The 24,446-nt window shown below is 45.1% G+C and carries 22 protein-coding genes; 17 read left to right on the top strand and 5 right to left on the bottom strand.

The annotated features are described in order from the left end of the window. Positions 1 to 15: 15 nt before the first annotated feature. The 4 genes from NYE58_RS28390 (at position 16) to NYE58_RS28375 (ending at position 2,525) form a co-directional block, all read left to right on the top strand. A complete protein-coding gene (locus NYE58_RS28390) occupies positions 16 to 375 on the top strand; it encodes a hypothetical protein (RefSeq protein WP_036683926.1) in 360 nt (119 codons plus the stop codon). A gap of 38 nt (positions 376 to 413) precedes the next feature. Then, entirely contained in the window at positions 414 to 593 is a 180-nt protein-coding gene (locus NYE58_RS28385) for a YfhD family protein (protein WP_036683923.1), read from the top strand. 97 nt (positions 594 to 690) lie between these two features. Then, positions 691 to 1,062, top strand: a complete 372-nt coding sequence (locus tag NYE58_RS28380; protein ID WP_076220487.1) for a hypothetical protein — start codon at positions 691 to 693, stop codon at positions 1,060 to 1,062. A gap of 551 nt (positions 1,063 to 1,613) precedes the next feature. Beyond that, the gene (locus NYE58_RS28375; protein WP_076220488.1) at positions 1,614 to 2,525 is read left to right on the top strand and encodes a methyl-accepting chemotaxis protein; all 912 of its coding nucleotides are present in this window, start codon (positions 1,614 to 1,616) and stop codon (positions 2,523 to 2,525) included. Positions 2,526 to 2,738: 213 nt separating this feature from the next. Here NYE58_RS28375 and NYE58_RS28370 read toward each other — a convergent pair whose 3' ends face one another. Both NYE58_RS28370 and NYE58_RS28365 read right to left on the bottom strand, forming a co-directional pair. Next, entirely contained in the window at positions 2,739 to 2,894 is a 156-nt protein-coding gene (locus tag NYE58_RS28370) for a hypothetical protein (RefSeq protein WP_341003603.1), read from the bottom strand. A gap of 1 nt (position 2,895) precedes the next feature. Beyond that, positions 2,896 to 3,153, bottom strand: coding sequence for a hypothetical protein (locus tag NYE58_RS28365; protein WP_341003602.1), 258 nt, complete (start codon positions 3,151 to 3,153; stop codon positions 2,896 to 2,898). Between the two features lie 154 nt (positions 3,154 to 3,307). On the opposite strand from NYE58_RS28365, the gene NYE58_RS28360 reads away from it, so the two are divergent. The 7 genes from NYE58_RS28360 to mtaB all read left to right on the top strand — a co-directional run bounded on the left by NYE58_RS28360 (position 3,308) and on the right by mtaB (position 10,425). Beyond that, positions 3,308 to 3,868 (top strand): RNA polymerase sigma factor, encoded by a 561-nt coding sequence (locus NYE58_RS28360; RefSeq protein WP_076128962.1) that lies wholly within the window; start codon positions 3,308 to 3,310, stop codon positions 3,866 to 3,868. Continuing rightward, positions 3,828 to 5,504 carry a DUF4179 domain-containing protein gene (locus NYE58_RS28355; RefSeq protein WP_143761906.1) on the top strand — a complete coding sequence of 559 codons (1,677 nt, stop codon included), beginning with the start codon at positions 3,828 to 3,830 and terminating at the stop codon, positions 5,502 to 5,504. Before NYE58_RS28360 ends, NYE58_RS28355 begins: the two co-directional genes overlap by 41 nt. Before the next feature lie 103 nt (positions 5,505 to 5,607). Then, positions 5,608 to 6,186 carry a DNA-3-methyladenine glycosylase I gene (locus NYE58_RS28350; protein ID WP_076220294.1) on the top strand — a complete coding sequence of 193 codons (579 nt, stop codon included), beginning with the start codon at positions 5,608 to 5,610 and terminating at the stop codon, positions 6,184 to 6,186. Positions 6,187 to 6,395: 209 nt separating this feature from the next. Next, positions 6,396 to 7,448 (top strand): 50S ribosomal protein L11 methyltransferase, encoded by a 1,053-nt coding sequence (gene prmA / locus NYE58_RS28345; protein WP_076220293.1) that lies wholly within the window; start codon positions 6,396 to 6,398, stop codon positions 7,446 to 7,448. A gap of 2 nt (positions 7,449 to 7,450) precedes the next feature. Beyond that, positions 7,451 to 8,134 (top strand): site-2 protease family protein, encoded by a 684-nt coding sequence (locus NYE58_RS28340; protein WP_076128966.1) that lies wholly within the window; start codon positions 7,451 to 7,453, stop codon positions 8,132 to 8,134. Between the two features lie 179 nt (positions 8,135 to 8,313). Further along, entirely contained in the window at positions 8,314 to 9,078 is a 765-nt protein-coding gene (locus tag NYE58_RS28335) for an RsmE family RNA methyltransferase (protein ID WP_076185272.1), read from the top strand. Between the two features lie 3 nt (positions 9,079 to 9,081). Next, positions 9,082 to 10,425, top strand: a complete 1,344-nt coding sequence (gene mtaB, locus NYE58_RS28330; RefSeq protein ID WP_076276740.1) for a tRNA (N(6)-L-threonylcarbamoyladenosine(37)-C(2))-methylthiotransferase MtaB — start codon at positions 9,082 to 9,084, stop codon at positions 10,423 to 10,425. A 343-nt stretch (positions 10,426 to 10,768) separates the two neighbouring features. Here the strand turns inward: mtaB and NYE58_RS28325 are convergent, their stop codons facing one another. Beyond that, entirely contained in the window at positions 10,769 to 11,095 is a 327-nt protein-coding gene (locus NYE58_RS28325) for an AzlD domain-containing protein (protein ID WP_036683900.1), read from the bottom strand. Next, positions 11,086 to 11,820 carry an AzlC family ABC transporter permease gene (locus tag NYE58_RS28320; RefSeq protein ID WP_036683898.1) on the bottom strand — a complete coding sequence of 245 codons (735 nt, stop codon included), beginning with the start codon at positions 11,818 to 11,820 and terminating at the stop codon, positions 11,086 to 11,088. Before NYE58_RS28320 ends, NYE58_RS28325 begins: the two co-directional genes overlap by 10 nt. A gap of 209 nt (positions 11,821 to 12,029) precedes the next feature. Here NYE58_RS28320 and NYE58_RS28315 point away from each other — a divergent pair, with 209 nt between their 5' ends. The 4 genes from NYE58_RS28315 to NYE58_RS28300 all read left to right on the top strand — a co-directional run bounded on the left by NYE58_RS28315 (position 12,030) and on the right by NYE58_RS28300 (position 17,582). Further along, on the top strand, positions 12,030 to 14,255 hold the full coding sequence (locus NYE58_RS28315) for an Ig-like domain-containing protein (protein WP_076276741.1): 2,226 nt from the start codon (positions 12,030 to 12,032) through the stop codon (positions 14,253 to 14,255). Positions 14,256 to 14,406: 151 nt separating this feature from the next. After that, positions 14,407 to 14,967, top strand: a complete 561-nt coding sequence (locus NYE58_RS28310; RefSeq protein ID WP_076128974.1) for an ECF-type riboflavin transporter substrate-binding protein — start codon at positions 14,407 to 14,409, stop codon at positions 14,965 to 14,967. An 81-nt stretch (positions 14,968 to 15,048) separates the two neighbouring features. Further along, positions 15,049 to 16,755 (top strand): ABC transporter ATP-binding protein, encoded by a 1,707-nt coding sequence (locus tag NYE58_RS28305; RefSeq protein WP_341003598.1) that lies wholly within the window; start codon positions 15,049 to 15,051, stop codon positions 16,753 to 16,755. Beyond that, the gene (locus tag NYE58_RS28300; RefSeq protein ID WP_076128979.1) at positions 16,752 to 17,582 is read left to right on the top strand and encodes an energy-coupling factor transporter transmembrane component T family protein; all 831 of its coding nucleotides are present in this window, start codon (positions 16,752 to 16,754) and stop codon (positions 17,580 to 17,582) included. The genes NYE58_RS28305 and NYE58_RS28300 overlap by 4 nt, the downstream gene beginning before the upstream one ends. A 54-nt stretch (positions 17,583 to 17,636) precedes the next feature. Here the strand turns inward: NYE58_RS28300 and NYE58_RS28295 are convergent, their stop codons facing one another. Beyond that, positions 17,637 to 18,623, bottom strand: a complete 987-nt coding sequence (locus NYE58_RS28295; protein WP_076218327.1) for a Na/Pi cotransporter family protein — start codon at positions 18,621 to 18,623, stop codon at positions 17,637 to 17,639. Positions 18,624 to 18,722: 99 nt separating this feature from the next. Between NYE58_RS28295 and NYE58_RS28290 the strand changes: the two genes are divergently transcribed. Further along, positions 18,723 to 20,147, top strand: a complete 1,425-nt coding sequence (locus tag NYE58_RS28290; RefSeq protein ID WP_076276742.1) for a class I SAM-dependent rRNA methyltransferase — start codon at positions 18,723 to 18,725, stop codon at positions 20,145 to 20,147. A 786-nt stretch (positions 20,148 to 20,933) separates the two neighbouring features. Further along, positions 20,934 to 24,446 (top strand): helicase-exonuclease AddAB subunit AddB, encoded by a 3,513-nt coding sequence (gene addB / locus NYE58_RS28285; RefSeq protein WP_341003597.1) that lies wholly within the window; start codon positions 20,934 to 20,936, stop codon positions 24,444 to 24,446.

The following is a 24,446-nucleotide window of genomic DNA, read 5'->3' as shown; positions in this document are numbered from 1 at the left end:
GAGAGCGGGGATAAGATGTCGGAAAGATATATTTTGGCGTATTTTAAAAGTCCAGAGGAAGCCGAAGGCGTCGCGCGCAAGCTTCGTGCACTTCGGGCCATTGAAGTTTCCATTGATCGCTTCAGTAGATATGGAGGTACCAGCTTTAGCTCAGGGGTAAATCCGGTGACAGGCAATGTGGCCAGAATGGACTCCATGACTGCTGAGCATGCACACACAGGCATACTTGCAGCTGCGGACACCAGCTCTAGCGGGATGAGTCATGGTGGTAACGGTGGTCCAACGGGGAGAGATATTTTGCTTACAGTTATTGTGCATACGGAGTCCTACGATCAGGCTCTGCGCTTAATTGAAGAAGCAGGCGGGATGGTCTGATCAGGCACTTCATTGAGTAAGAAGAAAGGAGACGAACAATGGATAGAGAGAACTCACAAATCTTCTCCAAGACGGAGAAATTGAAAATGTTATACGAAGCTAAAGCAGAGGATGTAGAATTCTCGGCGGCGGAAGCCGATCTTGATGATATTGAAGCTCAGGATCGCGCACAAGAAGCGGACAAACGTCAGCTGAATGAGATTATGAAGAAAGAATAGCAGCTAAAAAAGCTAAGGCGGATACCTCACTTTGTGGGGTATTTTTGCGTTTGGGCATGTATAATTAGGGCGAAGAGCTTAAGTGTGGGGGGAGAAGATGGATAACGTTATTTTGTGGACTGGGTTAGCCTTATTGATCGCATTATTAACCTATTTGAACCAGAAGCAGTTGTACTCTCCAAAAGTAAAACGCGCCTATCTTGAGTTGCGGGAGCTGACAGAGAAGGTTCGTATGGAGCGCTCTGAGGCGAGCGATTTGTATCGATGGGAAGCAGAATTAACCGAACTAGAGAATCATCCGAATGAACTGAATAAATTGGATGCCGAAATTAGGTTTCATCACGCATTTTTGTTATATCTTGAACGTCACTACCCTTCAGACCCAAGGATTATTGGTTTGAAGCAAGCTGCCGCATATCAGAAGGATATGGTTTTGGGGATTAAAATAAAAGATTATAAATCCAATTGAATCGGAGGAACTTCCATACTTTGCTACATGGGATTGAGAATGATAGGAATTTGAAAATGAAATTGAGAGTTTGAACCCTAGCTGATATTGCAGCTGGGGTTTTTGTTATTAGATCAGTAAAAATGAACTGAGTTAGGCAATTTTTTAGCTTATAAGTAAGGTTACCGCTAAGAAGAATTTGGGGGTCTCATAGTCGACGTAGCTGTAGCTATTTTTCTGTTGGAATCGGGTAACATTTTCGGCATGTTTGAGGTTGGAAAATGATTAATTAGGGAAAACATCCCTAAAAAACGCTCGAAAAGATAGAAAAAGGCCTGATTTCATGAGTTTTTGGGGAGTATTTCCCTAAATGATAGATCAACCTTCGAATCTTGCACATCATTAGGGATGTTTTCCCTAATTATCATCATTTCGAGTATATTAACGTCTGCAGATGTTATAAATATTTTAAGTAAAATAGCTAATATCACACTACAGATTAAGGATGTATAATTGTTCGAATATACTAACTACGACCAATCAACTATTGAATTTTTTCAGGGGGAATTAGAATGGGGCTGGTACACTCTCAAGGAGTTACTGATGAGCTTGTTGTTAGATCTTTAGAAAGAAATTTAGCTATTATCCGGTTTGACCTTGATCGCCGGGTAGCTTATGTGAATGAAGTTTTTGCAAATTCCATGGGATATAAAAAAGATGAAATGTACGGAATGCATCATAAAGAGTTCTGTTTTCCACATTTCGCAGATAGCCCAGGTTACGAACGGTTTTGGCAGGATCTTTTTACAGGGAAGAGTTTTCAGGATAAGATCGAACGAATGGATTCGAAAGGAAATGCGGTTTGGCTTGAAGCTACCTACATGCCAGTATTTGATGAAAGCAATGAACAAGTCATCGGAGTATCTAAAATAGCAACTAATATTACCCAAAGACAAAGTAACATGAGTAATGTTGTGCAACGGATGCAAGAGATGGCAGACAGCTTGAATCAAAGAGCAGATTTAGGTATTGAACGCAGTCAAGAATTATTACGAAGCATCAACAAAATCGCCGAAGTATCGATAGAAAATACACATACTCTAGCTAATCTTGAAAAGCAAGCTGTATCGATTCATAGCATCGTGCAAACGATTCGCGATATTGCATCGCAAACGCAATTATTAGCCCTAAATGCAGCTATTGAAGCAGCGCATGCCGGGGAGTATGGGCGAGGTTTTGACGTAGTGGCAAAAGAAGTAAGGAAATTATCTTCCATGGTACAAGATTCGATCATAAAGGTACGGGATAGTGTGAATGCGATCACGCTGGAAATTGGAAAGATCTCTATAGGTACAAATCAAGTACAAGAAAGTATAGAAGATAGTCAGCAGCAGGTTCTGGTGGCGTTGGAGGATTTTTCGAAGATTGCTTCTTCTGCACAAAATCTCGACACACAAGCGCGCGAGGTTATGGATATTCTCTAGTTGCAGTATGTATGTTGATAGATTGAATATCGGCAAAAAAGGGTCGGTCTCCTACTTGAAAGAGATGGACCCTTTTATTGTTGGTATTATCCGATTTTGTTAACAATCAAGGTAGGAATCATATATCTATGATTTGTGATGACTCCGTCTACAGTAACACTAACCTTAGTAACTCCGGTGTCCCCAATCGCCCCATCAGAGCCAGTCCCACCTTTAGCCCCCCGTCACCCCAGTCGCTCCAGTTGCCCCAGTTGCCCCAGTTGCCCCATCATATCCAAGTAATTCTGCTGTAGCTAATCGATGCTGGGCTACTAATTTCTCTGCACTGTCTTTACCCCAAAATGAGATTTGGATTGGATGGTCTGGCAAACTAGCAGTTGTGAAAAAAAAATTCGAAGGTATCAAAATCCGCAAAATAATTTTTAGTTATTACCTGATTTGGCATCACATCTAGCAGATCGCCTACATATTGAATTCTTTCTTCATTCATGTAGTAGCCTTCGATCAGAACTGTGGAAGCAATCTGACCGCTACCATTAGCAATTTTGACCGTGACCTGTTGTGTAAGTCTTGTGTTGTTTTCTGAGTTAACATTGTTTTCTATCGGACCAGTAGTTAAAAGAGTCATTGTCCTTCCTCCATTTGCTTCATTCAGATTATTAAGCCTGTTTGATTTTCTCTATGTCTTTAAGAGTAGCGATAGTTTATGCTCAGAAAAACGAACCTTTTCCAAGGATTGGTTGTCATATAGATATCTCAGTCAAGAAAGGAGGGCGTAAAATTTGGAGAGTAACCGGGAGTTATTTGAAACCTACAATAAAGATGTATACCGGACTTGCTACTATATGGTGCATGACGCGGCGGATGCAGAGGATTTGACTCAGGATGTCTTTATTACCGTATTTCGCAGTAATCGTGAGCACGTGGAGCATATCAAGGCTTGGATTATGAAAATAACGGTCAACCATTGCCTCAATCATTTGAAACGAAAACGGACTTTACAACAGAAGATTACGGACAACCTTCATTTCTTTAATAAAACGGCAGAAACAGCTGTGGAGCAGCAGATTGAGCAGCGTGAGACGGAGGTCGAGTGGGCGCAATATATGAGCCAGGTCCCTATCAAACTTAGGATGGTGCTCACACTTAGGTATATGCATGATTTCAGTCTGGCTGAAATTTCGGATCTGCTGTCCATTCCACTTGGAACGACCAAATCTAGGCTGCATAAAGGGCTAACGGTAATGAGGAGAATCCTGCAGGAGGCTGGGGTTCAACTTGAACTAAAGGAGGGCGAAGCTTTTGAAAAAGTTAGAAAATATGCTGGAGCATCGTTTAAATGAAGATAAAGGCGTGCCTTATCCAGATTTTGAGCGCATGTGGGGACGTTTAGAGCAAGAAAACAGTACAATGACTCCCCTACAACTTCGTATGGCGAATGGTAGCGGGAACAGAGGGAGAAACTGGAGTAAAATAGCTGTGGTGGCTTCATTTTCAGTGCTTATTGCAGCGGCACCCGTATATGCAGCAGTGCATTATGATTGGGATAATTTGCTCCATGGGAGAGGAGGCGTTCAAGCAGCGCTGGCCCAAAATCTCGGACAACAACTGAACCAGTCAGTGACGCAGGATGGAGTAACTCTGAAGCTACATACAGCGATTGTGGATGAGAATCGGACGGTTATCTTATTCACTTTGGATGTAGGAAAACGCTTGGAAAATGAAAATTGGAATGTTAATGGAATGACTTTGAAGGGCGCAGATGGGGCGAATGGTCCTAGTGAGTTCAGTTATGTGTTATGGGATGAGAAAAATCAACATTACAACGGATATTTCGAGAGTGATTGGACACCGAAAAAGGATACTGTGAATGTGCAACTAGTTGCAGATAATCTGCAAGCCTTTAGCACACAGGAGTTAGATTTACCGCTGGATATCCAATCGCAGGAGACACAAAATTTTCCTATTGGACAGGAAGGAATGCGCAGCATAGAGGTGAAACCTTTTACCCAAGGACAAGAAAAAATATTATTCTCTTCAGCGATCATTTTTGATCAGCCAGAAACAAAAGAATGGGTCTTTCCAAATATAGTCGCTTACAAAAACGGAACGCTCATAAATTCGCTGGCTGGAGGTGCTTTCGGTACACCGGGAGAAAACGGGGAATATACGTCCCAGCAATATTTTAAGGCGGCTGATATTTCCAGCGGAGAAGTGAATTACAAGCTGCAGTACATGAAACAAGAGAAAAAGGTTGAGGGGCCCCTAGCTTTTGATCTTCAATTAAGCAAAAAGCAGATGGAGAGCGGAACCATAAATACTTCATTGAATCTGCCGCTAGAAGAGGGCGAACCTAATTACACGCTGGAGAAAATGGTAGTGACGCCTACTCAAATTCGAATCGCTATTAGAAGTAAAGAGAAAGGCAACAATTTCCCGTATCAAAAGTCTACTCTTGAAGTAGCAGGCAAGACGCTGGAGGGCAATTTCTGGAGATCTCCAGAAGGTGAGCCGGAATTAACAGTGCTTCGTTTTGAGCGGCCAGTTGACCTTGAAATCACAGAAGAGACGCCAATTACCTTTGTTGCTAAATACAAGGTGACTCAGCACGGCAGCTATAAAATTAACAAGGACGAAAAAACACCACTTCTGTTGACGAATATATCTGATAAGAAACAGACGCTTATCCAGCAGCTTAGCGGATATCCGGTAAAATGGACGTACTATATGCAGGGTGCCGATCTTTATGTAGAGACTGAAAGTGAAGATGCTCGCTTCGGTGGAATTAACCAGACCCATATCGGACTGGGGAAAGAGCGTATTTTAGGTAAACCTCTGACCGTTAATTTCACTGGGGATGGAAACAATAAGGCCATTGATGTTTACAAGGGTTTCAAAGGTACAGAAGCTTCTATTTATATATTCTTCTATACGACTGACGATCCGGATAAAGAAACAAGAGTGCAGCTGCGGCCATAGAAAATTTTTTTAGGGAGGAACCTTGTGTTCTTCCCTTTTTTTCGTTTACAGTGAGTAGATGCTGAGTGGACTCAGCAAGGATTAGCGTAAAGGAGAGAAAAGGATGGAAATCACTCGTTGTGCTTGGGTTAATGAGGATCCTTTATATATCGCATACCATGATGAAGAGTGGGGCAAACCTCTGTATGATGACCGGAAGCTGTTTGAATTACTTATGCTTGAAGGCATGCAGGCAGGGTTAAGCTGGTACACCGTCTTAAAAAAGCGGGCACATTACAGAGAGGTATTTGATGGATTTGATCCGGAAAAAATTGTGCATTATGATGAGCCGAAAATTGCTGAGCTGATGAACGATCCCGGGATTATTAGAAATCGCTTAAAGATTGATTCTATCATTCGTAATGCAAAAGTATATTTGCAAATTAGTGCGGAAACAGGCAGCTTTTCAGATTATCTCTGGAGTTTTGTGGGGGGCGCGCCTACGCTTAACCATTGGAAGACACGTGCGGATGTTCCTGCTTCGACGGCTCAGTCTGACGCAATGAGTAAAGCATTAAAAAAGCGAGGCATGAAGTTTGTCGGCTCTACCATATGTTATGCTTTTATGCAGGCATCGGGGATGGTAGATGATCATTCGCTCGATTGCTTTTGCAGGAGCAGCCCGGGCATGGCAGAGCGTTGATCTGTAGTTTGGCGTTACCCCAAGAAGAAATGTTATACTATGAAGCGAATGCTCACAAAACTAAGCCTATGCTTTCGAAGTAAGTTTTGCACGAAGTCAATCAATGAAGCTAACGCTCACAAAACTAAGTCTATGCTTACGAAGCCAGTTTTGCACGAAGTCAATCAATGAAGCTAACGCTCACAAAACTTTAGGAGGATCACATAAAGATGTTATGGCATGAAGTGACGATACATACAACAGAAGATGCACAAGAAATGATTTCGAATTTTTTATATGAAGCAGGAGCGGGTGGGGTTTCTATTGAAGAATCCGGAACACTCAGTAAAGAGCGGAATACGCGTTACGGTGAATTATACGACCAACCTTTGAATGATATCCCAGAAGGGGAAGCGGTAATCAAAGGTTATTATGCCGATTCCACGGATATGGATGCTGTTATAGAAGAGCTGACTCCACGGGTAGCAGAATTGCGTGAGTACGGCATTGATCCGGGCAAATCGCTGATTTCTTGGAAAACCGTAGATGAAGACGAATGGGCGCATGCTTGGAAGCAATATTTTAAACCGCTCAGGGTATCGGAGCGTCTCACGATTAAACCAACTTGGGAGGAATATACGCCTGAGAGCCCCGATGAAGCAATCATTGAGTTGGACCCTGGTATGGCATTTGGTACAGGGACTCACCCTACAACAGCTTTGTGCCTGCGTGCGCTCGAGAAGAATATTAGCGGCGGCGAAGAAGTAATCGATGTTGGTACGGGTTCAGGAATATTGGCTGTAGGTGCAATGCTGCTCGGTGCGAAATCCGTGCTGGCGTTAGATTTGGACCCTGTAGCTGTTGAAAGTGCGCGGGAGAATGTAGCACTGAATAAACTTGAAAAGTTCATTACGGTAAAAGAAAGCGACCTGCTCTCCTTGCTAGGCGGTGAAGGTGTAGCTGACACGGCTGCTGGAGAAATGTGGCCATCCGCTAGACCGGGTCACACTCTTGAGGGAACACCTGCGGAGCAAGTAACAGAGGATAGCCTCGGTGTTACACTCCCGGTGAAGATTGTAGTTGCGAATATTTTGGCAGAAATCATCGTATTGTTTACGGATGATGTGTATCGTGCACTTCAGCCAGGAGGCTTTTATATTACCTCTGGTATTTATAAGGATAAAGAAGGACTTGTGGCTAACGCACTACAAGAGTCCGGCTTTGAGATTATGGAAGTATCCCGTGAAGAAGATTGGGTGGCATTTACAGCCGGAAAGAGGTAAAAATGGATATATTGCAAAGTATAATACGTGTAGATCTGGATCAGCTTCCTTTTCTGCTCATTACGATTTTAATTGCTTTTACAGTACATGAATTCAGTCATGCTTATTTCGCAAATAAGTTCGGTGACCCTACCGCTAGATTATTAGGACGCATGACTCTTAACCCTGCTGTACACTTCGATTTTTTTGGTATTTTACTGCTGCTGGTTGCTGGTTTCGGGTGGGCACGTCCAGTTCCTGTAAACCGTGATAACTTTAGCCGCCCCCGTCTGATGGGAGTCATTGTGTCTGCTGCGGGCCCAATCAGTAACCTGTTACTAGGGATTATTGGTGCTTTAATATATGGGGTGCTTGCGGCAACCGGTGTATTAGAGTCGATCTCCAATGATCGCGTTTTAGAGGCAGTGTATCTGTTCTTTGGCACCTTTATTCAATGGAACTTCTTTTTATTCTTGTTCAATCTGATTCCATTGCCTCCGCTGGATGGCTACCGGATTGTGGAGGATATTGCTCCTCGCTCCATTCGGGGCAGATTACAGCAATTTGAGCAATGGGCTGTATTTATCTTTTTATTAATTCTGTTTATTCCAGGGTTACGAACCTATACCATCGATCCTCTTGGCCACTGGGCTAGTGAAATGTCGAGAACATTTGTGCAGCTATTCCTAAGAATGTTTGGCAGCTAAGGTAGGGACTGAAGTCTGGTCAACCCTGCTTAAACATTGTATTATGTAATTTGTTGAAAAATAGGATAGTTAAATTTCGCCTGATCCATAGTTATATTTCTCTAAGAAACGGGTGACGTCTTTATTAAGGCGTCTTTACCGTTTCTTCTTACTGAATTCATGAACAGGATGATGAAGAGATGCAGCGATATTTTGTTACACCAGAGCAGTTTGGTGCAGATAACGTTAGAATTGACGGGGAAGATGCAAGGCATATTGCCAAAGTCATGCGCGGTAAGGTTGGGGACAAGCTTATTGTCAGCGATGGCGTCTCCCGTGAAGCGTTAGTGGAGATTGCTCAGATCGAAATAGGGGAAGTGACAGTGAACATCCTGGAAACCCTGGAGATGACGCATGAACCGCGGATAAAAATCACAGTGGCTCAGAGCTTACCCAAGGCCGATAAGATGGAAACTGTCATTCAAAAGTGTACAGAAATTGGAGCCGTTGGTTTTATTCCTTTTCTGTCGGAGCGCACGATTGTACAATACGATGAACGCAAGGAAAGTAAGCGGCTGGACCGCTGGCGTAAAATTTGTAAAGAAGCTGCCGAGCAGGCACACCGGAACATCGTTCCGGCTGTAGGCTCACCGTTATCCTGGAAGCAGCTGCTACAGACTTTTAGTGAATATGATGCTGTTTATTTCTGTTATGAAAAAGAAGAAGGCTTGCAGCTTCGCAGCAGTGTTGCCCCTTGGTTATCCTCGCTTTCACCGCAGGCTGGTGGGAAGGTACTGATTGTGGTAGGTCCTGAAGGGGGCTTTACACCAGAGGAATGCCAAAAGGCAGAAGAAGCTGGTGCGGTTTCCGTAGGACTAGGACGGCGTATTCTGCGCTGTGAGACAGCGGGCATGGTTGCCGCTGCTTGTATTTTATATGAATCGGGAGAAATGGGAGGAGCTTAAGAGATGCCATCCGTAGCATTTTATACTTTAGGTTGTAAAGTGAATTTTTATGACACCGAAGCCATCTGGCAGCTATTCAAAAATGAAGGTTACGAGCAGGTCGATTTCGAGGGACCCGCCGATGTATATCTGATTAATACTTGTACTGTAACTAATACAGGTGACAAAAAAAGCCGTCAAATGATTCGTCGTGCCGTTCGCCGCAATCCGGAAGCTATCGTGGCGGTTACTGGCTGCTATGCGCAGACCTCTCCTGGTGAGATTCTTGATATTCCTGGTGTCGATCTTGTTATTGGTAACCAGGACCGCGATCAGATCATGACGCATGTAAAGAACATTGAAGCCTCACGTCAGCCGGTCAACGCTGTTCGTAATATTATGAAGACACGTGAATTCGAAGAGATGGATGTACCTGGCTTTGCGGATCGGACGCGTGCTTTTATGAAGATTCAGGATGGCTGCAACAACTTCTGCACATTCTGCATCATTCCATGGTCGCGTGGACTTTCCCGCAGCCGTGATCCCAAAAGTATCGTAACCCAGGCACATCAATTAGTAGAAGCAGGGTATAAGGAATTTGTGCTCACGGGTATTCATACCGGTGGTTACGGTGACGATCTTGATAATTACCGTCTAGCCGATTTGCTGTGGGATCTAGATAAGGTGGATGGACTGGAGCGGGTACGTATCAGTTCTATCGAAGCTAGCCAGATCGATGAGAAGCTGCTGGAGGTGCTGAACCGTTCCTCTAAAATGTGCCGTCATCTGCATATCCCGCTGCAAGCCGGACATAATGATGTGCTGAAAGTGATGCGCCGTAAATATACGACAGAAGAATATTACGCCAAAATGCAGCTGATCCGTCAGGCGATGCCAGATGTCGGGATTACTACGGATGTTATCGTTGGGTTCCCGGGGGAGACCGATGAAATGTTCCGTGCCGGCTACGACTTCATGAAGGCTATTAATTACTCCGAGATGCACGTATTCCCTTACTCCAAGCGGACGGGCACTCCGGCAGCGCGGATGGAGAATCAGATCGACGAAGAAATCAAAAATGTACGCGTGCAGGAACTGATTGATCTTTCGGAAGAAATGCAAATAGCTTATGCTCGCAAATTTGTAGGCCAGACATTAAGTGTTATTCCGGAAAGAGCTGCTAAAGGGGCGCCGGGGCGCAATATCCAGCATGGATTTAGCGACAACTATTTGCAGGTGTTCTTCGATGGTGAAGATTCACTCCAAGGAGAACTTTGTCAGGTGAAGATAACGGAAGCTGGCGTGAACGAATGCCGCGGTGAGTTGGTCGGGGTTAGTCAGACTGGGCTTCAGCAGGCTGTCCGTTAAGCAATTGATATCCGTTAAGCAATAGATAGTAGTAAAAAGACAACAGAGCAACCATTTTCCCGTTAGCGGGGAAGGGCTGCTCTGTTTTTAAGTTGTTGCTGTCTACACCACCAATTCATAACAATCTCATGATGCTTTCGGACCCAGCTGGCGTTATTTGCATTTTTTTTGCCTTTTATGCTTAGTTTCGGACTCCAGTGCAGCTATTCCTCAGAAAGTAGTTCATGATAGGTGTTTTTCATGACTATAGCGACTATGGTGTCCATTAGTGTTCCAAAAGTGGGATAATGCTGCGAATAAGGTCAACTGTGTCCGATAGTGACTTCATACGCGTAGAAGTGGATCAAAAAAACATCCGTAGAATCATGATTGAAACAATCCCCGCCAGTACAGTGCCAAGCAAGCTCCGGGTTTTTATCGCAACCAAAAAAGTAGGCAATGCCGCAAAAAGCTCAATGTTATTAGCTAAAGACGAAAATTTCCCATCATTCAAAAATATCTCCTGACCTATTAATGCTGCCATAACAGAGATAGGAACATAGTTTAACCAGCGCATTCCCCATTCTGGCAATTCAAACCGGCTAAGGATCATGAGCGGAACCACCCTGGGAATAAAGGTCACAAAAGCTGCTCCTAGAATGATCAGAAATACATCCCATCTCACTTCCATTTTTCAAACACCATCCCTATCGTTGACGCAATGACTGTTGCGATAATCACTCCAACACTGCTGGAGAATAGGAAGGAGCTTCCTACTGCTATGATCACGGCAAGGATTGCGACAACCAAATCTAGTTTGATTTTATTACGGTCAATCATGGAAATTACAAGAATGCCAATAAACATCGCAGGTAAGGCAAACTGTAAACCGAATTGATCAGGGTCTGAGATCCACTGGGCTAAAAAAGCTCCCGCTACATTCGCAAGAAACCAATTTAAATAAGCGGTGAGATTTAGACCGTGCATCCATTTTTCACTGATTTGCTGCTTATTCAAAGCTTGATTGATGGCAACTCCAAAGGTCTCATCAGTCAATAAAGAACCTACCAGCATATTTCTCAGTGGGGAAAGATGGCGGAAATAAGGTGAAAGAGCTGCACTAAGCAAAATATGGCGAAGATTCACGATAAATATCGTAATAATAATGGCCGCAGGCGAGCTGCTGACAGCTATCATTCCAGCAGCTATAAACTGAGCTGAGCCCGCGTAAAGAATCAAGCTGATTAAGGCAATCTCAGCAATGCTGAGCCCGGCTGTCTTTTGAACAACACCTGCTGCGAGTCCGATGCTTAAGTAGCCTAGTAGTGTGGGAATACAATCTTTTACCCCTTTAAGGAAGCTATCTTCCTGTTTAGGAGACGGGATTGCTTCTAGTTGGACGTTCTCTGCACTCATCGTAGCCCCCTTGTTTCAAGAAAGAATTTAGTAGTTAGCATATTACTTCCTAATATTTTGATCAACCTTTACCGTATTATCTAGTCTGAAAGTCCCGAATTTCGCTTTATAGAGCCAGGGGGTAAACACTTAGGGTACAATTGTCGATATAAGTAAAAGAGTGTGGGGATAAACCACCGAACGACATTATAGCCTAAGGGAGAGAACAAATGACTGTGTACAGGAAAATGACGAAAATGCTCCTCATCATGATATTGTTAGCTACTGCGGTTTTTCCGGTAAGTGTCTTTGCAGCGACCGGCGATATCAACTCGATTGAATTCGAAAGCTCCGCTAAAGTAGAGCTTACGGTTGGACAAACGCCAAAGCAACTTAAGGTATATGCGAATGTGGAAGGGTCCTCATCTAAAAGAGATGTGACAGGTGCAGTTGTATGGAATTCTTCTAACACAAACGCTGTAAAGGTAGTAAATGGCCTATTGACTCCGATTGACAGTGGAAAAGCTATTATTACAGCGACTTATAATCATGCACTTGCTACCATTGAAGTTGAGGTAGCCCATCCAGTTAAAGAACTGAAGCTCGAATATAGTTCTGAAGGGAACTACAAATTGGGTGATGATGAGGATAAACTGCTGGTCAAAGCCAATGCGATTGGTGGAGAAACAGCGACTTCTGCTAAGGATGTAACGGCTGATACTACTTGGAGCAGCTCCAACACAAGCGTGTTGACCATTGCAGAAGGTAAGATCACTTTGGCTGGTGAAGGTACAGCAACGATCACTGCCAAATACAAGACCTTAACAGCAACCTTTAAGGCTGTAGTGAAATTGCCTTATTCTGAAATTGAGCTTAAACATGACGACAAAATCGTTAAAGAACTAGAGATGCTAGTCGGAGATGCACCTTTGAAGTTGGTTGCAGAGACTAAAGAAACTACAAAATCCAGCGCAAATGATATTTCAGAGAAAGCGGAATGGTCCTCTTCTAGTGCTAGTGTAGCTACAGTAGACAAAGGCGAGATCAAAGTGTTGTCTGCTGGTAAAGCTGTAATTACAGTATCCTATCTGGGGATTACACAAACAGTAGACGTATATGTACGTGCTCCTTATGAAGCGCTACTACTTACTCCTACAGGAGATCAATTCCTGTTTATGGGCGAAACCCTGAACGTTAAAGCTGAGGTTCGCGATGCTGCGAATTCTACTCCGAACATTTCAGGCAGCGCAGTATGGACTTCGGATAACCAATTGGCGGCAACCGTTACGCCTGGTAGCGATACTGCGGCAGTGACTGCTAAAGCAGTGGGAACTTCGGTTATTAAAGCAGAGTACAGAGGAATTAATAAAAGCTTTAAGCTGACAGTGTATCCTACGATCACAGAACTGACAGCCGACAAGACGGAATTGGAGCTTTACACAGATGACACCGTAAGCCTTCCAAAAGTAAATGGTACAAAGCTTGACGGAACAAAGCTAGATCTTAGCAGTGATATTGAGTGGACCTCTGCGGATGATGAGATTGCCACCATTAAAGACGGCAAGATTGTTGCTGAATCGGCAGGTATTGTGAAGGTTATCGGTAAAATAAAATCAGAAAACCCAACGACTTCAAAAACTGCTGTAAGAGAAAAAAGTGTTGAAGTAAAGGTTACAGTGAAAGATAAAGTCCTTGTCCTGCTTGGACCAGAAGAAAACCTGGTGATTGTTACTGGTGAAGAGAAGGCTGTTCCTGAAGTAAAAGCTGTGATGGAAAACGGCAGTGAACTTGATGCTACTGCAACTATGGAATGGGAGCTTACCGGTACGAATGCGATTATCAAGACAACAACTTCCGGTAAGGTAATCAAAGGACTGGTGAAGGGTTCTGCTACTTTAAAGGGAACTTACGCTAATAAAACCATCAGTATCCCAGTTACCATTGAACAAAAGGTTACTAAGCTAGTTGTAGAACCTACTGCTATCGAAATGAACATTAAAGGCTCTAAAGCGATAAAGGTAACGGCTTATTATTCTAATGGTAAGACAGGGAATGTCTCCAGCAGTATGAATTGGGAGTCCTCGAACGAAGCGGTTGCTACGGTTAAAGCTACAACCGTTAAAGCAGTAACAGAAGGTACTGCTACGTTGACAGGATCTTACCAAGGGATTGCTGCTAGTGTCAAAATTACTGTAGTTCCTAAATTAACAAAGCTGACCGTTAATGAGAGCAGACTGAAAATGGCTCCGGGAGCCGTTCAGAATGTAGTCGTGACTGCACAGTATGATACTGGTAAGACTGCTGTTGTTACTGGAAGTGCGGTATGGACCAGCTCCAAGCCTTCTGTAGCGAGAGTATCTGCAAGTGGTCAGATTGTAGCTGTGAGTAAAGGAACGACATCCATTAAAGGAAAGCTAGGCGGCAAAACAGTTACAGTATCAGTGACAGTGAAGTAATAGAGAATACGATCTGAATTATCAACTATGAATCTGCAAAGCCAACATTATGTTGCTTTGCAGATTTTTTTATTTGGATTCTATAGTAATTCCGACTATTCCGATGTATAATCACATAAAACATAATAGATACGGTGGGGGAGATGAAAACATGGCAAAACAAAAGGTGTTGTCGATCAAGACGATAGTAGCGATTGGTATTGGTTCTGCTTTATTCGTTATATTGGGGAGATTCGGCTCGATTCCTTCGGGTATTCCAAACACTAACATCGAGACTACATACGCATTACTGGCATTGTTCTCTCTATTGTACGGCCCGTTTGCCGGATTATTTATAGGCCTGATCGGGCATACCCTGAAGGATACGATATCTTATGGATCGCCATGGTTCAGTTGGGTCATATCATCAGGAATTGTAGGGCTGGTTATTGGCTTGTTAGTAGCTAGAATCGCTATTCATGACGGGGAATTCGGACGGAAGGAAATAATACGCTTTAATCTGGCTCAGATTGCAGCGAATGCTGTAGCTTGGTTCCTTGTAGCCCCAGTGTTGGATATTCTGATCTATGCAGAACCCGCTAATAAAGTATTTACGCAAGGACTGACCGCAGGTGCATTAAATATAGCTTCGGTGGCAGTGATCGGATCTTTACTAGCCATTGCGTATGCTAAGACAAGAACGAAACAGGGCAGCTTGACTAGAGAAGCTTGAGTGGAATACATATCCAAGCTAAAAAGCCGGTGGAAATCACCGGCTTTTTTCTCTTCACATTAACCCAGAGGAAGGTCTCAGATGAAAAAAGTAATGATTGAATTTAAGGATTTCAGCTTTCAATATCGGGCGCAGCAGGAACCCACACTACAGGGGATTAACTTAACGATTGTTGAAGGGGAGAAGGTGCTTATCGTGGGACCCTCAGGTTCTGGGAAAAGTACACTGGCTCATTGCATTAATGGTCTCATCCCTTTTGCTTACAGAGGGGAAATATCAGGTTCATTACGGGTTATAGGCCAGGAGCAGAAGGATCTGAGTATCGCAGAGCTGTCCAATCAGGTAGGTACCGTATTGCAGGACCCGGATGGACAATTTGTAGGATTAACGGTTGGTGAGGATATCGCCTTCAGTTTAGAGAACCATGTGGTTCAACAGACAGAAATGAAGAGCAAAGTGGCGGCTGCCGCAAGAGCGGTGGATATCCACGAATTTCTGGCCTCTTCTCCTCAGGAGTTATCGGGTGGACAAAAGCAAAAAACGTCCTTGGCAGGTGTTCTGGTAGGTGATGTGGACATCCTGCTCTTTGATGAACCGCTGGCAAGCTTAGATCCTTATACAGGTACAAAAGCGATTGAGCTTATTGATCGAGTGCATAAAGAGACAGGTAAAACCGTTATTATGATCGAGCATCGTCTTGAAGAGGTGCTGCATCGGGCGGTGGATCGTATTATTGTGATCCATGAAGGACGTATTGCGGCGGATATGCCGGCTGCAGAACTGTTGAGCACAACGTTGCTTTCAGAAGTTGGCATTCGGGAACCTCTCTATTTAACGGCTTTGAAGTATGCCGGATGTTCGATTACAGCAAATATGAATCCGCAGCATGTGAACGATATAGAGTTGGAGGCGTGTTCTAATAAACTTAAGATCTGGTATGAGTGCAATCAGTCACGCCAGGATAAGCTGGAGAACCCACCCATCCTTGAGCTAAGAGATATTTCTTTTGGATACGAAAAAAATCAGCAGGTGCTGGATAAGCTCAATCTCTGTATTCATAAAGGAGAGATGGTCTGTATAGCGGGGCGAAATGGGGCTGGGAAATCTACAGTTTCTAAGCTTATTTGTGGCTTCTATAAGCCTTCTTCCGGATCGATACGGATGCATGGGCGTGATATTGCTCAGGACACGATTAAGGAGCGGGCAGAGCGGATTGGTTTTGTTATGCAAAATCCCAATCATATGATTTCTAAGACACTTTTATATGATGAGGTTGCTCTAGGACTAAGACTCCGAGGTTGCCCTGAGGAGCTCGTTCGTGAACGCGTCCATCAAGTCTTGAAGGTGTGCGGACTTTATGTTTTTCGCAGCTGGCCGATCTCGGCGCTCAGTTACGGCCAGAAGAAACGGGTCACGATTGCCGCCATTCTGGTACTGGAGCCGGAAGTGATCATTTTGGATGAACCGACTGCTGCTCAGGATTACAGGCATTATAACGAAATGATGGAGTTTCTCTTGACGCTGCGGGGGCAGGGGATGACGGTCATTATGATTACGCATGATATGCACTTGATGCTGGAATATGCCGATAGAGCTATAGTGTTAGCTGATGGCGTGAAGCTTGCGGATGATAGCCCTGAGCGAATATTAACGAATACTGATGTGGTGAAAAAAGCGAACTTGAAAGAAACCTCGCTTTTTGCCCTAGCTATAAAAGCTGGATTGAAACAACCGGAGGAGTTCGTTAGAAGGTTTATTGCGTATGATAGGAGGAGCCGAGGCGGATGAAGGCCAAAATGTTAACTTTTACGAAGCAGGATTCACCTATTCACCGTCTTACCGGCGCTACGAAGTTGATTTTATTTGTAGTGTGGTCTGTGACGGGGATGATTACATATGATACAAGATGTCTAATTGTGATGCTGTTATTTAGTTTGCTTGCCTTTAGAATTTCCAAAGTTCAATTTCAGGATTATGCTTTCGTATTATATTTTATCTTGATTTTCTTTTTGCTTAATCATATAGCTATCTTTATCTTTTCTCCTTTGGAGGGCGTACGTGTTTACGGGACACGTCATGATATTATGCATATTGCAGGCCGGTATACGGTAACTTGGGAGCAGCTATTTTATCAATTCAATATTGCCCTGAAATATGCGGTGGTCATTCCTATGGCATTATTATTTCTTCTAACGACCAATCCCAGTGAATTTGCAGCATCCTTAAATAGAGTTGGAGTGAACTATAAAATTGCATATTCTGTATCGCTGGCACTGCGGTACATTCCGGATATTCAACGAGATTATGAGAATATATCGTTTTCTGCTCAAGCAAGGGGAATAGATATTTCTAGAAAAGAAAAGCTGCCTAAGCGGCTAAAAAATATCATTTCGATTCTGATGCCCCTAATTCTGACTAGTATCGAGCGGATTGAAAATATCAGTACCGCTATGGAGCTGCGCGGCTTTGGCACTGAGACCAAACGAACTTGGTATAGCCGTCGCCCGTTCACGAGAGACGATTATTTTGCATTGGCTTTGTTTGCGCTGATTGGAATTTTCTCGACGGTGATCACTTTTTACGACGGTTCGCGGTTTTATAATATTTTCGATTGAAGTATAATAGTACAGTTGTGGAAAGCTGGGATTATAATAAACGGCACCTTTTTGTTAAGACTGAAGACGTTTCTCCAGTTTTGACCATATAGGCAGGTAGCATAATGGCAGTGCTAGAAGTGAGCAGACTACGTTGAAAATGGTCTGGGCGTGGGCGATTTGTGAAGCAGGGCCTCCACCAATCCATGCAGCACTTGCTTGTAGCAGCCCGATCATGGGCAAGAATAGTAGTGCACCACCTACATTAAGCGCAACATGGGACCAAGCGACGAAGACGCCGGATGGCGTGCCGCCGATGGAAGCGATGACTGCTGTAACACAGGTGCCCACGTTGGCGCCCAGCACTATGGCTATACCTAGCTCAGGCGGCATGGCACCCGAGGCGGCAATGCTCATAGCCATAGCTATGACAGCAGCGCTGCTATGGAGCATGGCTGTTAGGCACGCTCCAGCGGCGAGCCCCCATAAGGCACTAGTAGCGGCATGGTTTAGGAACCAGAGGAATAAGCCACTTTCCTGAAGTATTCCGCCGATAGACTGCATGACAGCGATGCCCCATAGGACGAGGGCGAAGCCTGATACAGCCAGACTGATAAATTGCAGCGGCGGGGATATTTTGTGGCAGAGCTCTGCCACTCGCGATGTAGGCGGCAGTTCGCCTGCAATAACTGCCGCTGCCCACAGACTGAGCGAGGCTGCCAGCAAGGGCGTGGCCATGGTATTGATCTGAAGTCCGATCAATTCTGTAGTTAATGTGGTGCCGATGTTGCTGCCCAAGATAATGCCAAGTGTGCGGGCATAGGTAAGCAGGCCGGCATTGACCATGCCGATAGTCAACACCGTTACAGCAGTACTGCTCTGGAGTAAGGCGGACAACAGGCTGCTGGCAATCATTCCTTTAATAGGGGTTGAGGTAGCTCTATTTAGGCTTGTAGTTAATAGAGGGCCTGCTAGCTTGGACAACGCCGTTTCCATCAGCTTCATGCCGGCTAGAAAGATAACAAGACCATATATGATAGGGAACAGCAAATCACTGAACATAGGGCATACTCCTTTGGACGAGGGTTGTACACCAATATATGAATGTATTGCATGGGACATGTATAAAAACATTTTTAGAAAAACAGGGAGTTGAAGTCATTGCCATCGGTTATTTTAGAACGCAATCGCAAAAAAAGACTGGAACAGGGCCATCCGTGGGTCTATGCAGGTGAAGTCGCATCGGTAGAAGGAAATCCGGAAGCGGGGGGATTAGTAGATGTCCTTAATCATCAGGGCCGATTTTTGGCCGTGGGATATTACAATCCAGCGTCACAGATTCGGGTAAGAATTGTATCGCAGGGACCCCTTGCGATCATGGATACAGCCTTTTTTGCAGAACGGTTTGCGAATTGTCTGCAACACAGAAACCGGTTCCTTCCGGGTGCGGATGCTTATCGCTTGGTTTATGGTGAAGCGGACTTTTTGCCGGGGCTTATTGTAGATCGATTCGGAGATATTTTGGTTGTGCAGCTGCTTACCCTCGGAATGGACAAGCGGCGTGCAGAAATCGTCGAAGCATTGGTGCAGGTTATGGCACCGCGCGGAATCTATGAGCGCAGTGATGTTAGTGTGCGCGAGCTTGAAGGTATGGAGCAGACAACGGGTGTGCTGTACGGGGAATGTCCAAGGCATGTAACCGTGAGCGAGAATGGCCTGAAGCTGGTCGTTGATATTGAAGAGGGCCAGAAGACAGGTTACTTCTTTGACCAACGTGAGAATAGAGCTTCCATTGCTCCGCTCATGAAAGGCTGGGGAGGACGAAGCGGCATTACGCTTCAGGAAATTGAAACTGAGGATGGTTCACTACAGACCTTACCAGTTAATAAGAGCGGCAAACATGTAACGTTCCCTTATTGGGACGGTGCGACAGTGCTGGAATGCTTCTCGCATACGGGCAGCTTCACGCTGCATGCCTGCAAGTATGGCGCGAAAAAAGTAACCTGCCTTGACGTTTCAGCACACGCCATTGAGAGTGCCAAAGTGAATGTGGAGCTGAACGGCTTTAGCGATCGTGTTGAATTCGTAGTGGATGATGCTTTTGCATATCTACGGAATCAGGTTAAAGGACTAGAGGAACGTTCTGAACGGGCGACAGTTGCCAGTGGAACAGAGACGGCAGCAGCTGCTACAAATCCTAAATCCGGAGGCAAAACAGCCAAAACCGACACATCCAAGCCGATGACGGCAGGTGGAGGAAGAACTTGGGATGTAGTCATCCTAGACCCTCCGGCGTTTGCCAAAACCAAAAGTGCAGTAGCTGGCGCTTGCCGTGGTTACAAGGATATCAATCTGCACGGGATGAAGCTGGTGAACGAAGGCGGCTATTTGGTTACCGCAAGCTGTTCTTACCATATGCAGCCAGATCTGTTCCTCGAAACGATTGCCGATGCTGCTAAAGATGCTGGCAAGGTGTTGAGACTTGTAGAATGGCGGGCCGCAGGCAAAGACCACCCACAAATACTTGGCGTTAACGAAGGACACTATCTGAAGTTTGCGATTTTTGAAGTGCGGAGTAAAAAATAAGCCTGAAGATCAAAAGGTCTACAGTGCCAAGTAACAAATAAGATAAAAGGGCTGGTCGTAGGGTGGCCGTGAGTCGGCTGTAAGGCAAGTAGTGGCCAACGGACTCAGATGACTCTATTTAGCGTAAACAGCCCATTAATGAATTCTTACGGACCCTAAAGGCGCTATTGCCCCAATAACACCCGTAATGCAGCACATTTTCGAAGAATAGCGTCAGTGGGGTCCGAAAAGTTGCCATAACAGCACTGAATCCACGAATAACGGCTCCTGGGTCCCTAAGTAATTAATGAAACAAGCCTAGCCGAAATGTTGAGTGTTAAATTCGGAATACTAAATAGTAAACAACGAATGATGCTTATTGAATTATGATATGCGGAATGCGGATTACAAAACGATCGGCGTAGAGTGCTAATGTTGAGTGCGGGGTGTTGAGTATTGAACGCTGGATGCTGAACGCCGAACGCTGAACAGTCTAACATTGACCCTATGCTCCGACATTGGCAGCTCCTATCTAACGTTGCACAACTGGCATTAAAAACAAACTAAACACTCTAAAAAGCAAGCCGCCAAAATCCGGAGGTTTGCTTTTTTTATTTGTACTCATAGCTGTTTATCCTTTGTAAAACATTAGAAAATACTAGCAAACACATGTTCCGATTAGTGTGGTTATGATATACTGAGGGGACGAGGAATCACTGAAATTTTTTAAATGGAGTGTAATCAATGGGTGGATATTTCACCCTGTATTCTATATATTTTCTCCGCTACGGAAGGAGTCTATCATTTATGCCGGTAACCTTTTTACTAGGCCGCTCGGGCAGTGGCAAGACAACAAAAATATGGGAATCTATCTCTTCTTCCTTAGAAAAGGAACCGCTTGGTGCGCCGATTATTATTCTTGTGCCAGAGCAAGGTTCTTTTGGAGCAGAACGGGGGCTTCTGACCGTAGGGAATGTGAAGGGAAGCCTTCGGGCGCAGACACTGAGTTTTTCGCGGCTTGCCTATCGTGTGAAGCAGGAAACTGGTGGCAGTGCAAGTCTGCCAATCAGTGAAGAAGGTAAGAAAATGTTAATTTACAAAATCATCAGTCGCCGCAAAGAGGAACTGAAATTATTCGGTGCCTCAGCAGACAGACCGGGTTTTGTGGAACGTCTGAACCAACTGCACACGGAGATGAAACGTTGCTGTTTGGGTTCCACTGATTTAGAGGAACAGCTGTCCGCTATGCGAGGAGCTATTGCAAGAAGTCCTATTCTTGAGGGTAAGCTGGATGATTTGCAGCTGGTTTTTAGCGATTTAGAGAATGAAATGTCCCGTCTTTATATCGATGAAGAGGATCGTTTAGCAGAACTGGCTGAGCATATTCCAGATTCCTCTTACATTCGCGGGGCAGAGATTTGGGTAGATGGGTTCCATGGATTTACTCCGCAGGAATTCGTAGTGCTTCGAGAATTGATGCAGCAAGCTTCGAGGCTGACGGTTTCGCTTACAATTGATCGTCCTTACCCCTATGGAGATCAGTTGAATGAGCTTGAATTGTTTCACCCAACTGCGGTTACTTACATTAAACTGCGTGGAATTGCTGAAGAGCTGGGCATTGATGTATGGGACGAGCTGCTGGAGCCAACGGTTCTTCCGCGTTTTGAAGAAAGTCCAGTACTTGCTCACCTTGAACGGGGATATGATCGCCGGAAGGCTTGGATAGATGCGGATGAACTGGCAAGAGAGGCTATATCCATAGGCGCCGCAGTTTCGCACAGAGCAGAGGTTGAGGGAGCCCTGCGCGAAATGACTAGACTGGCGCGGGATGAAGGTGCAAAATATGGCGAAATGGCCGTATTGATGCGCAATATTGGCGATTACGAGCAGCTGGTTCAGCCGTTGTTCCAAGATTATGGAGTGCCATTTTTTCTGGACCAGAAGGTGAATGAGCTGCATCATCCGCTAGTGGAGTTTATACGTTCCGCATTGGATGTAGTGCGTCGTCGCTGGCGTTATGAGGATGTATTCCGTTGCGTAAAGACGGAGCTTCTGCTTCCGCTAGACGGTAGTATTACGCGTGAAGATATGGATGCTTTAGAAAACTATGTGCTGGCTTGTGGGATTCAGGGGTACCGCTGGACAGATGGCCGCTCCTGGAAAGGTATTCCTAGCTTGTCGCTGGAAGGCGGCAGACAGATGGATGATGAACTGCTTGCTACTATGGAACGATGCCGTGCTAGTATAACAGGTCCATTATTTGCTTTTGAGAAAAGAATCCAGAAAAGTCGTAGCGGTCTTGAACTTTGTACGGCATTGTACAAGCTGCTTGAAGAGACGGATGTTGCGCGAAAGCTGGAGAAACTCAGTGTTAAGTCTATGGAGAAGGGCCAACCCGAGAAGGCTAGGGAACATAGCCAGTTGTGGGGTGCGGTACTTGATCTGTTAGATCAGATAGTAGAAATGATGGGCAATGAAAGACTTGAGTTTGAAGTGTTCACTGGAGTTCTAGAGACAGGTCTTGCTGAACTTAAAATGGGACTAGTTCCGCCCGCACTGGATCAAGTATTGGTCGGCAATATGGATCGGACTCGCCCAACGGGGGTTAAATACGCTTTTTTGCTTGGATTTAATGAAGGTGTTGTGCCTGCGCAGTTTAAGGAAGATGGAATTCTCTCGGAAGGTGAACGCTCCGTACTAGAGAATGCTGGAATGGAGCTTGCTCCCGGCGCTTCTCGTAAACTGCTGGACGAGCGGTTTCTGATCTATAATGCACTAACGACAGGAAGCCGAAAGCTCTGGATTAGCTACGCTACAGCGGATGATGAGGGCAAAGCTCTCCTTCCCTCTGAGGTTATCCGGCATTTGCATAGAATGTTCCCAAGGGTTCAAGAGCACAGCTTGTCAGCACTTCCCCCTTCGGGACTACCTATAGAAGTCGAAAATCCTATCCATCTCGGTTTCATTGGTCAACCAGAACAGAGTCTTCGCGCATTGATTATGCAGCTGCGGCAGTGGCGCCAAGGAACAGAAATTCCGGAGCTATGGTGGGATGTGTATAACTGGTTTACTAAGAACGAAGATCGTAAATTTCAACTGGAACGTTTGCTAAGTTCACTGTTCTATCGTAATGAGGGAACGAAGCTAAAGCGTGGCACAAGCCTCAGATTGTATGGTGGCTCAACACTGCGGGGCAGTGTGTCCCGGATGGAGAAATTTGTTGCGTGCTCATTTTCCCATTTTGCGTCCTACGGACTAAGACTGAAAGAGCGCCAGTTATATAAGCTGCAAGCACCTGATATTGGACAGCTGTTCCATGCTGCGTTAAGTGATATGGCGATAAGACTGAAACAAGAGGGACGGGGCTGGGGCAGCTTATCTCCGGATGAATGTCGGCGTGAGGCCAGTGAGACAGTAGAACGGCTATCTCCGATGTTGCAGGGTGAAATTCTAATGAGCTCCAAACGTTACGGGTACATCTCCCGTAAGCTTAAGAATATTGTTGGACGTGCTTCTGTGATTCTGGGCGAGCACGCCCGCCGGGGCAGCTTTGAGCCAGTAGGGCTGGAGCTGGATTTTGGACCGGATAAGGAGTTGCCGCCTTTAAGAATTACGCTGCCGAATGGCTGTGTGATGGAGGTCGTTGGCCGGATTGACCGTGTAGACATGGCTCGTGGAGAGAACGGTATTCTTCTGCGGGTAATTGATTATAAATCGAGCCAAAAGGATCTCAAGCTGCATGAGGTGTATTATGGATTGTCGCTGCAAATGCTGACTTATTTGGATGTGCTGCTGACATATTCGGAGCAATGGCTGGGGCAGCCGGCACTTCCAGCAGGCACGCTTTATTTCCATGTGCATGATCCGTTGTTAACTTCATCCAACGGGATGAACAAGGAACAGGCTGAGCAAGAGCTGTTGAAACGCTTCAAGATGAAAGGACTGCTTACAGCTGATCGTGAGGTTGTCTCCCTGATGGATACCACTTTAGACAAAGGGTATTCTTCTATCGTGCCTGTAGCAGTAAAAGCTGACGGCAGCTTTTATAGCAGTGCCTCAGTAGCTACACCAGAGCAGTGGAGCCATCTATTATCCTCCGTTAGAGGGACGATCTCGGATATCGGGACACGGATTACAGAGGGTGATGTGGCGATTGAGCCGTACCGAATTGGGCAGGAGACCGCCTGCACATTCTGTTCCTTTAGACCTGTCTGCCAGTTCGATGAAGCTGTGGAAGGCAACAGCTATAACAATCTGGGTAAGCCAGGGAAGGATGTTATATGGGATCTGCTGTCCCGCAAAGGAGGAACTACACCTTGA

Source organism: Paenibacillus sp. FSL L8-0708, assembly GCF_038009325.1.
GTDB classification, from domain to species: Bacteria; Bacillota; Bacilli; order Paenibacillales; family Paenibacillaceae; genus Paenibacillus_AQ; species Paenibacillus_AQ odorifer.
Note: the sequence above shows the minus strand (reverse complement) of the source record. Positions and strands in the feature narration are given on the sequence as shown.